Here is a 14,170-nt window from a genome sequence, read left to right on the forward strand (position 1 = left end):
TAGGAATCATCTTCTCAATGTAGCATAGTCTTTTTTTTAAAATGTCCTTTACAAAGGGTACACTTTAGAAGACTGAATAGTCCTTTTTTTACACGTTAGGAGAGCATAAAATTTTAGCAGGGAGGCTACTCGACGCAGCAAAAATTTTTAAGTACAAAGTACCACGACCAGGACGGGTAGTATCGACGTTGGTCACAGGAGATACTGACATCTGTGTTGCCTGCAAAAAGCAGATGAACTTAACAGATGTTCCATTTTTACCCCGATGAAGTAAAACTAAGGCTTTCACCATTAGGACTTGGCGATAAGCCAAGTTTTTCTTTAAAACTTACCCAAAATATGAATTTTCTATTTTCATTTAATAAAAATCAAAATTATCCGGATCTAACTTTGGATTTGCACGTTTGTTCTGATTTAGCGCATCAATTTTCCCCATTTCATCCTTTGTTAATTTAAAATCAAATATTGAGGCATTATCGATGATTCTGTGCGGTTTTACTGACTTTGGTATCGTAACAACCCCACTTTGTATGTCCCAACGAAGAATGACTTGTGCTGGTGTTTTATTATATTTCTCCCCGATTTCTACTAAAACCTCGTTATTGAGAAGCTGGCCTTGCATTAATGGTGACCAAGCTTCCATTTGAATGTTGTTTTCCTGACAATAGTTACGTACTTTCGTCTGTGTAAGGCACGGGTGAAACTCAATTTGATTTACCATTGGTTTAATTTCTGCATCTTTCATCAACTCTTCTAGATGATGTACATGAAAATTGCTTACTCCTATAGCACGTGCTTTTCCATCATTATAAATTTTTTCAAGTGCCTTCCACGTTTCTTTGTATTTGCCTGGCACCGGCCAATGGATGAGATATAAATCTAAATATTCCAATCCAAGTTTGGCCAAACTTTCATCAACTGCATGTAAAGTAGATTCATAGCCTTGCTGTTTATTCCCTACTTTTGATGTGACAAAAACTTCTTCCCTTTTTACTCCAGATTCTTTTATTCCTTTTCCAACACCTTCTTCATTTCGATAGGCGGAAGCTGTATCGATACTTATATAACCCGTATTAAGCGCTGTCTTGACCGCATTAATTACCTGATCACCATCTTCCACCTGCCAAACACCAAGTCCAAACCAAGGCATTTCTACACCGTTATGTAGTCTAGTTTTATCTTTTAAACTATTAACCATTCTAAACAACACCTTCCTTAAGAATTCCTTTCATTTCATTATTCAGACTATTCTGAAGTATTGCAAAAAATTAGCATTTTTTAATATTCTCCACCAGGATAAAGGGTTGAACTGTATAGTCGTTTAGGCTGCTTAATCCCATTTCCTGTGTTCTGCTTTTCCAAGTGTAAATCCTTATACTCATACGAAAAAATGGATGCTGTTTCTTCATTGTATATAATTACTTGCTCAGTCCCTTTGTCAAAAAGATCCGCATGCACAACATAGCCATCTACAGGAAAAGTAACAACCGGATTTAAATAGCCATCATATAAAGTTGGGTTAATCCCCCCGCCTCGTCGATAGGCTAAAATATAATCTAATTCTTCCTGATCCCAGCCGCGAATCGTTTCGATGATGGTTAACCAGCCTTTTGACTGACGGTCCTCTTTACAAACCTCTTTTCCATTTGCATCTAAAAGAAACAGACCATCCTTTCCATTCTCATTACCTCGAATAATGCGATCTAAACCTGCTACCTGAAGGCCTGGGAGATCGGAACGAAATTTCCCTAATGCAATATGCTGTGATTCGATGGAACCGTCATAGCGCCAAATTTCCTTGCCATCTGGAGCATACATTACGGTTACACTTCCGCCAATAACAATACTTACATCATCAGGTAATGTTGGATCTACCTTCCCTACCCAGATACAATCTGCATGGTCATCTAAATTATGACAGGACCATAGCACCTTCCCATCATGATCTAGGCAGTCATAGCCTGCCATTACCTCATCATGTCCATCTAAATCAAAATCATGTACCCATGGGAAATGACCTATATTCCCTTCATGTGTCCATAGCAATTCAAAATTAGAGTTTAAGGCCCATAACTTATGGTAGCGATTTTTTAAGATGATGTCCTGCGGAAAGGGACCTCCTGATAGATTCGCAATTACAATGCAATCATGTGCTTCTGGGTCAGGAAGAGGATGTGATTTTTTTACTTCTCCTGTTTTCCCATCTAATATGTAAAAGGTTTTATCCATTACACAAAGTACTTCATTACAGCCATCCCCATCAATATCATAGATCTGTGCTGGATAATCAGAGCCGGGACCACCTGCGTTTTCATCAGGCTTTCCAACCTGCCACAGTCTATTTCCCTGTAAATCGTAAGCAGTTAAACAGGTTACCTGATGGGGAACATAACGGTCATCAATTCCTCCGTCAGCTTGAACCATAAGTATTTCCATTTGATCATCCTGATTTAAATCACCTACAAGCATTTTACATCTGAAGCCTGCTTCTTTGATATTAACTTCTCCTAACAATTTTGGTTCCTTTGACTGTATTTGACTCATAAAATATTACTCTCTCCTCTTTTTTACTTTTATTAACGAAACGCTTTCATAATGGAATATGTATTACTTTTTGATTTTAATTCGCATCATTGAACCCGGTTACCTTTAATCAAAGTTGATATATCCTCTCCTCTTCTTAAATTATATAATTCTCCATCAAAGATAGTCTCAACAGTACCATCCGGGAACATATAACTGCCAGAAATAAATCCTGCCCCATTTATAAAACCTGGAATATCCTCCATCTTACCTTCAATAGCTGCTTGTAAGGAAACCAAAGCAAAAGGTTCTAAATTATCAAATTTTGCATTCATTCTTGTTGAATCATTTATAAAGTAACCTTTATGGAAGCTTCGTATAACAATATTATCACCAATAACTCTCCCTAATTTCAAATACTCCTTACATCTAGTAGCTTTAAAAAGGTCTATAATGGCAAATAGGGCAATTGGATCTGAACATTTGGTATCAACATTAATATCTACTCCCTTCCCTGGCTCATACCCTAACTCACCGAACCCATTTCCTTTTGCGATATTTCGTGACATTTTCCAAAGTTCAATATCTCCAGTATCTAAGAAGGCTCTAGAGTAAGACAATAAAAAACCACAATTGGCAGAATGGCTTTTAAATTCACTGCCAGCTTTCCCATAGTACCCATTTCTTTTCAATACATATCCTGTAAGGTCGGTTCCATCTGTAAACATGGTTCTAAAAGAATTGGTTTCCGGAATGTAAGCATATGTTGCAAAACTTAATAACCCTTTATAAGTCCATTCTAAGATATCTTTTGCATCTTCACCGATCTCTTTAGCCATTTGCAGCTGCATTAGAGCATTTTTCCCATAGATGGAATTAGCCCCACCGGAACGAAGAATTTTAGCTTCTAAGGCTACCTCCCCAAATTCAGGCCCAAATTGTCTCTTTGCTCTATCCCCGTATTTACTTAATGTATTAGTATCGTCATCTGTCTCTTCGGTTTTCTTTGGTTGAGTAAATTGATAGGCACCAAGACCTGTTTTTTCGTCTCTAGCCAATACATATTGATAAGCAAGATGTTTCGCCCATTTAAAAGCATCTTTATCCCCATTCAATCTATAAAGGCTTGACGCTGCATATATCAGATCATTCCCTGTATTGATAAAAGAAAGACCTGAAGATTCACGAAATGGAGGACGCTGGACTAATTCGTGATTCCAAACAGATCCTAATTCAAGCCCATACTTTCCATGTCTCCCAACATCAAGATCATCCCAATTATAAACATGGGCATTCCAAAAAGCTTTAATAAATTTTGATGTAACGTCTGAATTCACTTCGTACATTAGATCATAATAGGGTAAACAATTCTTCAATTCATGTACGTATTCTTTTTCTTTTGGACCTACCGGTTTTAAAGTCTTAAGATCTATAAACTTATGACCTCCCCATTGAATTAACCCGCTCTTATCAAGCAAATGATCAAAATGATATCTAATAGCATCCTTGGCTGCATTTTTATACTTAGGCTCATCTATTAAAATACTTAAGGATGTTAAGGTTCGAAATAGATTTTGCTGAGTTGCCAAATTAGAAATAACAACCTCTCCTATATCAGAGAAGTTCCACTTCATTTGTTCTAAGGTATCGATATTGATACCATCACAAAACAACGGAGATGGATTCTTTCTATAACGATCTCGTCCATTTTCTAAAACATTATCGCAAAATTCAATCACTGCATTGATTCTAGACCTATCATTCTCCAATATTTTCTTATCCTCACCTTCTTTATTTATTCAACGCCTATTTGATTTCAATATAATTTTACAAAAAGACGGAAGCGATTACATGTAATATGCTCATAAAAAGGATTGCTGTAACGACCTAAGTAGTTTGATTAAAAAGTCCCAGCTGAGTTATCTCTTTCTCAGAACTACGAATTTATATAATATTAAAATTAGGATGGTTAACATCCCATTTATCATCCACTGCCATTTGAAAGATACTGTTTTTTCTTTTTCAATCTTTTTCATATGCTTCAACGTTTTTAAAGATTTGAAATTCTTTTCAACTCGGTTAAAGGTAAAGTTTTCTCTATCAGTAACTGATTGCTTGGCCGTTTTTGAATCCTTTTTGTCCAACCCTTTCTCATCATTTGCAAACAATCTGTATGTGTGAAAGCCCTCGTCTAATAGTATTGTAGCATCCTGATATGCAGAATAGCGATCGATTGAGCGTAGAACTGCTACAATCAATTCTCTATTTCCTCTTTTTGCTGATCCAACTAACGTATATAGACTTTCATTAGTAAAACCATTTTTAATACCTGTTGCTCCTTCATAATTAAAAAGAAGGTGATTATGATTTACTAATACGTTTTGATCATCCCATTGGTAACCGACTCGATTGGCATCATCCTTCACATGTATTTTTAACTCATCTGTCCAATATCTCTCGTTCCATTGATAGGTTTTGCTCGAAGCGATTTCCCTAAATAATGGGTTCTTCATTGCGTATCTAGCAATGGTTGCCATATCATAAGCTGAAGTGTAATGGTTTTCATTGTGTAACCCACTGGCATTTGTGAAGTTCGTGTTTTTAGCACCAATTGATTGGGCAAAACTAGTTACTTTTTCAGCAAATAATCGTTCACTTTCAGCAATATGCTCAGCAATTGCTACCGCCCCATCGTTCCCTGAATGAAGCATAATGCCATATAAAAGATCTTTAAGTTTAAACTTATCTCCTTCATGCAAATACAAACTACTTCCTATTGTTTTAACTGCTGATTCAGAAACATTTATACTGTCATTTATATTTCCTTGTTCAATCGCATAAATAGTTGTTGCGATTTTGGTTATACTTGCAGGATATTGTCTTTTATTCATATCTTTCTGTAGTAAAACTTGACCTGTTTTTTGATCTAACACTACCCATGACTTCGCATGAATTTTATGGTAGATATTTTCGGAAAGGGTTTTAATTTGTTGATTGTCAGTGTCCGCATAAACATTGTTTTTACCTAATATGATAAAACATATTGTTAAAAGAAGTACTATTTTCTTGATCATTGGTATGACTCCTTTCCATATATGTAAATATTTATGGAATCTATTTTATTTGCCATTTTCTTCTAATAGCATTAAAAGGTATATCTATTTATATGTTGAAAGGAGACATAAAATGATAGCAAAAAACTCTATTAACCTTAACCATAAACTATTTCGATAATTTAAGAAACAAGATTAATATAGGGGTTTCATCTCATAAATATGAACCTATGGTTTGGAGATATTCACCGGGATCAGTTGGAGCCTCTCCCCTTCTTTTATTTATTACTACTGTTATTTTTCAACCCTCTTCTTCTCAGCATATAATTGCATCTATTTAATAAAATTCATTAAGACACTTTTTACCTGAGTATAACGAGAGGTGTGACATATTATGAGAATTTATATTGCTAATCATAATGACTCCTTACAAACCATTTCAAAAAAGTTTCATGTAAATATCGATGAACTGATGTCCCTTAACCCTAATATTGATAATCCCAACTTGAATATTTCAGGGAAAGTAATTAAACTTGCTTGTCAGCCTAAGTCTGATAACAGTAAATTAAACTCTTCTCCCAAGCTGGATGATTCCAATTTAAATCTGCATTGGATCCCGCTTACTTCACTAGATGAAATGGAAAAGACAGACTATGACGTACTGATTGTTGGAAGTGGTGGCGGTGGAGGAGCGGCTCTATGGAGGTTATGTCAACAATGGCAGGGCACTGGAAAGAAAATAGGAGTTGTAGAGGCAGGAGATCTTCTCTTACAAACACATGTAAATAACCTCCCAACAATGAACCCAGAACGTGCTGAAGATTATTTCCTTCATCATTCAAGAGAGGTCTCTGATATTTCCTCACGAGAAGTTATTGCTTTAGGAGGCAGAACTTTATTTTGGTTAGGTGCTACCCCCCGTATGAGCCCTTCAACTTTTGAGCATTGGCCCATTAAAAACAAACAGATGGAAAAATACTACAATATTGCTGAAAAATTAATGAATGTTACGAAAGATTATACCCAAGGCTCTTCGATTACTGAAGTACTTCTGCAACGGCTACAGGCTAGCTATTTTCCAGATGCCATAGATCAACCGATTGCAACTGATCTCCAATCAACTAAATACGGAGAAGTCCATTCAAATGTATTCTATAGCTCTCTTTCTGCATTAGGGCGTGCTTTGAACATGCGATCCTTTGACTTGGCTGTTAATGCACAAGTAGTGAAAGTATTTGCTGAACATGGGAAGGTAAAAGGAATAGAAGTAATGTCTTCTGAGAAAAAGCGCCATTTTCTTAAAGCTAAAACGATCATATTGTCTGCTGGTACATTTCAAACAACAAGGATCTTGCTAAATTCAGATATTAAAGGACCGGCAATTGGACATTATTTAACTCATCATTCGAGAATATACGCAACTGGCAGGGTGACTCGTGAGGAATTCCCTGAATTATTAGGTACGCTCGGTATTTTAGTACCTGGACAGAAGGATAGACCATATCAAATTCAAATTATTGGACCAGAGGGTTACTTTTGGTACCCAAATGAAGAACAAAAGCCTTTACAAGAGGATATGGATATTTACTTTCACGCTTCAGGTGAGGTGGAATCTTATTATGAGAATCAAATCATCATTGACCCTAATGAAAAAGATCATTTGGGAATACCTAAAGTTGATATACGATTCACCTACAGCGAAAGAGACCGAGCCGTAATCGACCAGATGAAGAAAGCAGTTCGAGCTGCCTCCTCAGCCATGAAAACACAACTTATTGAGGAGACAGATCAGCCCTACATTTATTTATGGCCTTTTGGAAAAGAATTTCATGAAATGGGAACCTGTAGGATGGGCGATGATCCTAATACTTCTGCTACGAATTATGTTGGGCAAATTCACGGTATAAATGGTTTATATGTCGCTGATAACAGTGTCATTCCTACAAGCGGAACCGCAAATCCTACTCTTACTACAGTGGCTTTAGCCATTCGCACTGTCGATTATATTGTAGATCAATTTAAATAATAGGAGGATGAAAGATGAAGTTTAGGCGTATTGGTAACCAAATGCAAATGGTATCCAATCAAGAAACAAGTAAATACCCTCCTGGGTTAACGATCTTCACAGTACGGGAACCATTTTCTAAAGATTATTTAGAAACGTTACAAAATGTTGCGGAAATGGGTTATAAAGTATTAGAGTTATATGACTATGACGATATTCCAGCAAAGGATATGAAAAAAGCGTTAAATCAACTTGGGTTAAGAGCCATTTCCCTCTTCGTCCGAAATGCTGATTTAGAAGAAAATTTAAGGAAACACCTGCAATATGCAAAACATATTGGTGCAGAGTTTATCGTAACAGATGCTCCAGAAGTATTTTTTCAGGATGAAGAAAAGTTCCAAGATCTTGTCTCCCTTTTAAAACATGCTCAAACAGTTTTGGAAAAACACAATATACAGCTTGTTTACCATCCTCATACTGCAGAGTTCAAAAAAGTTAATGAGACGTATTGGCTCGACCGATTAATAAAAAGTGTAGATCCGAATTTACAACTGGAACTAGACACATATTGGATAAAGAAAGTTGGATTAGATCCTGTGGAAACACTATATAAATATAATGGGCATGTCCCTCTTCTTCATATTAAAGATATCAACAAGGAAGGTGAATTTAAAGAAGTTGGGCAAGGGATTCTTATTTGGCCACTGATATTCTCAGCTGCTAAGGACATTGGAGTTAAATATTACTTTGTAGAACAGGATGTAACGTCACATCCATTAAAAAGTGTCCAAATGAGTATAGATTACCTAAGAAAAATAGGTTTGGCTTAATCATACGCTGACCTATTATTCCCTTCCTTTTATAAGTGTCACAATTGTTATAAACAATAAAGGGAGTACTACAATAACTGTAGTATAAAGCGGATAAACTACTTGAACAGCTTCTACAAACTCCAGCTCATTTGTAAACATTGTCAATGATAAAAGAAGAGAAATTAATGTAATGGGAAATATAAGAATGTCTTTATTCTTTAATTGAAAGACACTCCCAAGTAATTCTTTAAGGATAAAAAGTGAAATTGTTGCTTTCATATAAGAACCAACTACTAAAGCTATACCAATAAATGATTCAACTCTTGTAACAATTTCTCTTATATTGATCAATCTAGCCAATTGAAATAATGAATATTTTAAATGACTTGCAAGAGGACCAAAAGCCATAATAGTACAAACGACAGCAATAATTAATAATAAACCATGTATAATTAGTACACTAAACATCTTTTTCTGCAGTGTTTTCCCCTCATTTTTATGAACAAATGGTAATAATAATGAAAATAGAGTAATTTCAATATAGGGAAATCCAAAGTTACGGTAAGCACCATGCAATACTGGTTTAATCCCATCTGGCAAGACTGGTAAAAGAAAGTCTACGTGAAAAAAAGGGACAGTCAATATAATCACTATGATTGAAAAAAATAGCAAGTAACATAAAAGCAATACAAACATTCTCGCCATTACTTCAAAACCAGACCTCACGGTTAAAGCAGAAACGAGTAAAATAAAAAAGTGAAACATATAAGAGGGTGTTTGCCTCATCATAGAGTTGGTGAAAAAACCACCAATATCGATAATAATATACGATAGCATTAAAAACAGCTGCAGAACGATAGGGACACCAATGATAATCATTAACCATTTTCCGAATTTTTGCTGAATATGACCGATGAAATTTAACTCAGGATTCTTGTGATATACATAAAAGATGCATGTTAATAGAACCAAACCACATCCATTTGCCAGGATAACAGATATCCAAGCTCCATTTTTAGCAGCTTCTATTAAAGGTTGCGGAATATTAATAATAGCGGAACCTAGTAAGAAAGCAAAAAACAAACTTGCCATTTGTCCAGATGTGATTGGTTCTATTTTTTTCATGCTTTTACTCCCCTTACATCATACATTACTTTACCATCTTTAATGTTTCTACAATCTGTTTTGCTGGATTGGCAAAAATGGAGTGAAATAGATCATCAAGATTCGGCCATTTTAAATCCATCACAAAAATTAAACTTAAATAAAGAACAGGAATCATCATCATCATATAGATGATTCGTTCTCGAAAGCTGCTATGTTTAATTCTACGTAAATCAGCTAACCACATGGCCATAATTACGATAGTTAAAAAAAGAATATTTTCAAACAATGTTTACTCCTCCACTACTTTTTCTCCGCCAGCCATACCTGTACTCTCGACTTTTACTTCAACTTCGAGATCAACTTCACTTTCAGCCAACATTTTACCCCATTCTGCCTCGTGTTTTTTCCATAGTTGAGGTTTTTGTTGATAAAGTTTGTCTGCAATACCTAAAACATCTAACTCATTTTCTTGCAAGTAGTGAATGACTTGATTCATATCGTCTTGAATATTTTTGGCGATATGTTTTTCCAACTTCTCTACTTCATCTGCTGTTGTTACAGTAGAGCATTGTAATTCTCCCAAAAAACCATCAATTTTAGTAGTGATATCAATAGACAAGGACTCCTGATTAAATTGAGGAGATAAATTGGTTTCAAGAGCAGCCACTTCAATTGTTTCTTGAAGCTTGTCATTTTCTTTATCCATACAAGGAAAGTTGATAATACCTCCTTTGTATTCATTCTTTAACATGATTATTTTTTCGAAATCTGCTGCATCTAGATAATCCACCATTTTCCCTTCTTGCACAACAGCTGCGCCATTTGCAACTGGTGCTAGTGAATCATTGTCCGTTTTTTTAATATATGGAATCAATGTTGTTTTGGATTTACTTTTTAAATCCATAGCTACATTTAACAGCATGCTTTTTTTGGACTTTCCTGTAAAATTAGCAGAACTATCCAAAATCGTTCGTAGCTCTTGTGAGATAGTACGTTCAATAAATGGTTTCATTTCCCAATAATCAGCAGCTTTTCTGTTTGTAATCAGGACATAAGACATGAGACGTGTTTCGTGATCACGGTAAAAAAATTCAAGAACATCTCCAATGTTATGCTTCTTAGCAAAATCTTCTCCAATTAAGACAACTCGCATATGACTCCATTGAGCTTTTCTTCCTAAATATACCGGGATATTTCGAGCAGAATCAAAAACACTTTTCCCTTTTGAGTTAATATTAGTGTAAAAGGGTGTTTCCCCACCGCTTGTCCCCCCTATTGTTTCTGCTGGAGAATATATTTGTGCATGAAATTCAATTTCTTCATTTTCGGTTTGATCAATGCTGATTCCCATGACGAAGCCGTACTCCACTAATTCTTTGCTACTCCAACATCCAGTTAAGAAAAGTAATATTGCTATCGTTAACCATCGTTTCATTGACTTATCATCCTTGTGAGGTGGACTTAAATATTTCGCTTGTCCCGTTTTCGTGGTGAATCTTGTAATATTTTCAAAGGAGCGCGAATAAAAACATCTAATATTTGTCTCGGTCTAAATGGAGTTAATGGACTAAAATATGGCTGTCCTAACGACCTTAAACTCGTAATGTGTATCATAATAAGTATGTAACCGATCATAATTCCAAAACCACCCAATATAGCAGATAATATCATCAAAGGAATTTGCATTAACCGAATACTGATAGCAATACTGTATTGCGGGATTGCAAATGAAGCAATACCTGTTAATGCAACCAAAATAACTACAGCAGGAGAAGCAATGTTTGCATTAATAGCAGCTTCACCAATGATTAATGCTCCAACGATACTGACTGCAGATCCAATTGTTTTCGGTAATCGAATCCCCGCTTCGCGAAGCAATTCAAAGAAAAAAATCATAATGGCAATTTCTACAAAAGCTGGGAAGGGTATACCTTCACGTGTATCAAGTATGGCCATTAACAGGTTGGTTGGAATTAATTCTGGATGAAAAGTCGTTAAAGCAATGAAAATACTAGGCAGCGTCAATGCTAAAAAAAATGCAACGATTCTAATAAGCCGAATAAACGAAGAAAATATTACTCTATGGTAGTAATCCTCACTCACTTGAAAAAATTCGGTGAGAAGTCCGGGGCATATTAAAATAGTCCCTGTTCCTTGTACCAATACGACAATTTTCCCTTCTAAAAGAGCTGCGATTGCAGTGTCTGGCCGTTCTGTATATCGATGTTGTGGTAATGGGGAATAATTATTATCTTCAATCACTTCCTCAATATAATTAGTTTCTAAAATATCCCCTTTTTTAGCACGTTTTATTCTTTGTTTAAATTCAGCTAATGTGCCCTCGTCTACGACTCCATCCAAGTATCCATAAGCAATGTCTGTTTGCGTAGTTCCTCCAGCTTTAAATTGTTCCATTTTAAAATGAGAATTTTGTAAACGAGTTCTCAAGAGACCAATATTTCGATCTAATTGTTCAACTGTTCCCTCATGAGGTCCTTTTACCACCGATTCTCCAGTAGGCTCTGTTACTTCTCTTACATTAACTTGTTTTGCTTGGGAATAAGATAACGCTTGATCCCAACCATGAAAAAAAATAACAACGTTTCCGCTTAATACATTACTTATCGCTTCATCAAAACTTTTTACTATTTTTGCGTTCTGTGAAGAGATACCATTTTTGCTAAAGAAACGAATCACGTCTTCCAAATTCACTTCTTCTGCTGGTCCCACTTCATGTGTTACCAGATCCTGCATCGATTCTTTCATATAATTGAGCTCTTTTTGCTGTACCATTGTATGAAAAAATACAGAAAAAGCTTTATGTTTAAGTTTAGGGCCGTATTGCCAAGGAAAAAGTTTTAGGTCAGAACAATTCGTAAACTGTTTATCTATTTGCTTTTGATTTTCCGTTATATCTAAAGATATTACATCAGGTTGATTTCTTACTATTTGGCGTCTCACTTAGATCACTAACCTTCTTTTATACATAGTATTAGTGAAAAAGGGAGGTAGTATACATATACATAAAGGTTACAAGAGGTTACATATTCACAATATAAGTTCTGATGGGAAAATGTAGGTGGGCAAATCACTAGTGGGAATCACACTAAAGGACTGCAAGAGCAGGAGATGTGCTGGATAATCAGCAGTCCTTCATAATTTTATAAGTTCATAAATCAAAAACATTATATCATAATCGTTAATCTATAAAAATTTGTATGAATTCAAGTAGACCAATATAGGCAGTATTCCTATATGATTTTTGATACTATTTCCATTAGTTGTATTTCTTAAACTGCGGCGCGTTTTTTATGGCAAATTGTATAATTTGATTAAAGGTTTCCTGTTCTATTTCCTTTCTTGTTGGTACATAGATTTGTGCAGATCCTTCATCAATAATTTTTATAAATACACTTCCGCGTAAGTATAAAACGACATATAGAAATGGGTCTTCTAATTGATGATATTTAAGGTATTCTTTGGGAAAATCCGCTGTAATAATCAGCCGGTCTTCTACATCCTTTAATGTAAATTGACTAAAGAATTGAAGGTTTTTTAAATTGCTTAATTTCAAATCAATTCCTCCCTTAGCTTTTTACGATTTAACTGTATAAGTCACATGTTATGCTCGCAAAATAGCTTTCATTCTTGATTCAAGAATATAAATGATTTTATAATGAATAGTCTATTTAAATGAAGACAAGAAAACCAGACTTATGTGATGTTACTTCACAATTTTTTCAAAGATTAGGTTGATTTTGTAAGATTAAAAATAAGGACCTATTCATAAGTCCCTATTTTCCATTCAGCTATTTTTTAACAATTCTTTGTCAAAATCTTTCATCCAGTTAATTAATAAATCTTCTCTGTAAATATCATTTGGATAATCAATGAATCCCGTATCCCCTTCTTCATATAGATACTGTAAAAATTCATTTAATGCTCCCATGTATTCAGCATATAGAAACTCAAAACTAACGGTTTCTTTAGGCATTACATTTTCTTCACATACTTTGGGGTCCGTATAATTCATATACGTTCTGCATGGCGTTGGACGAATTTCGTAAGCCATACATTGATTTGTTTCTGTATCTAACATAACACATGGAATCTGCTTACTTTTAAACGCTAGTTTAAATTCATTAGGATTTTCGACTTGATCAAAAGAACTGATTTCATCCATGTCTTGTTGATATTTTCTGTAATATGCCTGCAGATGGTGAGCTAGTTTTTGTTTTCTTTCGTCGGAAAAATAGTGTAAGGATTGTTGCATTAACTTAGCTTCCATTTCATTAATAACGATCGGAAAATAACAGCAAAAGGCACATCCCATTTGACATGTAGGATGAAGAGATACAGCTTGCTCCATTTCTTCTATTTCATCACTAACGAGTTGAAGCAATTCTTGATAGCTATTTATTAGCTTTGTCTCAGCTGACATTTCAGTATCTGCCCACTTTTCTATAATACGGAAAAACTTTTGATCATCTATTTGGTATATCTCATTTAATTTTTCACATTTAGCTTGTATATCATCCATTGTTAAAAATTCTTTCATTCTTAATCCCCTTTATTCATTCCTATATTCATCTTAGCATAGAATAATGGAGCTTGAAACATGACGATTTTCACTTTGTTGATTTGAATTGTTCCAATACTTTAACTTCAAA

The 14,170-nt window shown here is 35.0% G+C and carries 12 protein-coding genes; 2 read left to right on the forward strand and 10 right to left on the reverse strand.

What is annotated here, in order from left to right; translation table 11 throughout:
* Positions 1–358 precede the first annotated feature (358 nt).
* From GHD00_RS16435 to GHD00_RS16450, 4 genes are all read right to left on the reverse strand, one after another.
* Positions 359–1,198, reverse strand: a complete 840-nt coding sequence (locus GHD00_RS16435) for an aldo/keto reductase (protein WP_163539251.1) — start codon at positions 1,196–1,198, stop codon at positions 359–361.
* A gap of 80 nt (positions 1,199–1,278) precedes the next feature.
* Positions 1,279–2,544, reverse strand: a complete 1,266-nt coding sequence (locus GHD00_RS16440; protein WP_163539252.1) for a rhamnogalacturonan lyase family protein — start codon at positions 2,542–2,544, stop codon at positions 1,279–1,281.
* An 86-nt stretch (positions 2,545–2,630) separates the two neighbouring features.
* Complete coding sequence (locus GHD00_RS16445) at positions 2,631–4,292, reverse strand: pectate lyase (protein WP_163539253.1); 1,662 nt, start codon at positions 4,290–4,292, stop codon at positions 2,631–2,633.
* A gap of 150 nt (positions 4,293–4,442) precedes the next feature.
* A complete protein-coding gene (locus GHD00_RS16450) occupies positions 4,443–5,597 on the reverse strand; it encodes a D-alanyl-D-alanine carboxypeptidase family protein (protein ID WP_163539254.1) in 1,155 nt (384 codons plus the stop codon).
* Between the two features lie 373 nt (positions 5,598–5,970).
* On the opposite strand from GHD00_RS16450, the gene GHD00_RS16455 reads away from it, so the two are divergent.
* Together GHD00_RS16455 and GHD00_RS16460 are read left to right on the forward strand one after the other, a co-directional pair.
* Complete coding sequence (locus GHD00_RS16455) at positions 5,971–7,602, forward strand: GMC oxidoreductase (RefSeq protein WP_240468732.1); 1,632 nt, start codon at positions 5,971–5,973, stop codon at positions 7,600–7,602.
* A 14-nt stretch (positions 7,603–7,616) separates the two neighbouring features.
* Positions 7,617–8,411, forward strand: coding sequence for a sugar phosphate isomerase/epimerase family protein (locus GHD00_RS16460; RefSeq protein WP_163539255.1), 795 nt, complete (start codon positions 7,617–7,619; stop codon positions 8,409–8,411).
* Between the two features lie 15 nt (positions 8,412–8,426).
* Here GHD00_RS16460 and GHD00_RS16465 read toward each other — a convergent pair whose 3' ends face one another.
* The 6 genes from GHD00_RS16465 to GHD00_RS16490 form a co-directional block, all read right to left on the reverse strand.
* Positions 8,427–9,518 (reverse strand): GerAB/ArcD/ProY family transporter, encoded by a 1,092-nt coding sequence (locus GHD00_RS16465; protein WP_163539256.1) that lies wholly within the window; start codon positions 9,516–9,518, stop codon positions 8,427–8,429.
* 25 nt (positions 9,519–9,543) lie between these two features.
* Positions 9,544–9,786 (reverse strand): hypothetical protein, encoded by a 243-nt coding sequence (locus tag GHD00_RS16470; protein WP_163539257.1) that lies wholly within the window; start codon positions 9,784–9,786, stop codon positions 9,544–9,546.
* Between the two features lie 3 nt (positions 9,787–9,789).
* Positions 9,790–10,935: a Ger(x)C family spore germination protein gene (locus tag GHD00_RS16475; protein WP_163539258.1), complete on the reverse strand. Its 1,146-nt coding sequence runs from the start codon at positions 10,933–10,935 to the stop codon at positions 9,790–9,792.
* A 26-nt stretch (positions 10,936–10,961) separates the two neighbouring features.
* Entirely contained in the window at positions 10,962–12,461 is a 1,500-nt protein-coding gene (locus GHD00_RS16480; protein WP_240468733.1) for a spore germination protein, read from the reverse strand.
* Positions 12,462–12,777: 316 nt separating this feature from the next.
* Positions 12,778–13,074, reverse strand: coding sequence for a hypothetical protein (locus GHD00_RS16485; protein ID WP_163539259.1), 297 nt, complete (start codon positions 13,072–13,074; stop codon positions 12,778–12,780).
* A 231-nt stretch (positions 13,075–13,305) separates the two neighbouring features.
* Complete coding sequence (locus tag GHD00_RS16490) at positions 13,306–14,058, reverse strand: YkgJ family cysteine cluster protein (protein ID WP_163539260.1); 753 nt, start codon at positions 14,056–14,058, stop codon at positions 13,306–13,308.
* Positions 14,059–14,170: the final 112 nt, after the last annotated feature.

The organism is Gracilibacillus sp. YIM 98692 (assembly GCF_010993965.1).
Taxonomy (GTDB): Bacteria; Bacillota; Bacilli; order Bacillales; family Amphibacillaceae; genus Gracilibacillus.

Coding starts and splice junctions, on each gene's coding strand:
- GHD00_RS16455 (WP_240468732.1), top strand. CDS start 5,971: ATGAGAATTTATATTGCTAATCATAATGACTCCTTACAAACCATTTCA.
- GHD00_RS16475 (WP_163539258.1), bottom strand. CDS start 10,935: ATGAAACGATGGTTAACGATAGCAATATTACTTTTCTTAACTGGATGT.
- GHD00_RS16450 (WP_163539254.1), bottom strand. CDS start 5,597: ATGATCAAGAAAATAGTACTTCTTTTAACAATATGTTTTATCATATTA.
- GHD00_RS16435 (WP_163539251.1), bottom strand. CDS start 1,198: ATGGTTAATAGTTTAAAAGATAAAACTAGACTACATAACGGTGTAGAA.
- GHD00_RS16465 (WP_163539256.1), bottom strand. CDS start 9,518: ATGAAAAAAATAGAACCAATCACATCTGGACAAATGGCAAGTTTGTTT.
- GHD00_RS16490 (WP_163539260.1), bottom strand. CDS start 14,058: ATGAAAGAATTTTTAACAATGGATGATATACAAGCTAAATGTGAAAAA.
- GHD00_RS16440 (WP_163539252.1), bottom strand. CDS start 2,544: ATGAGTCAAATACAGTCAAAGGAACCAAAATTGTTAGGAGAAGTTAAT.
- GHD00_RS16460 (WP_163539255.1), top strand. CDS start 7,617: ATGAAGTTTAGGCGTATTGGTAACCAAATGCAAATGGTATCCAATCAA.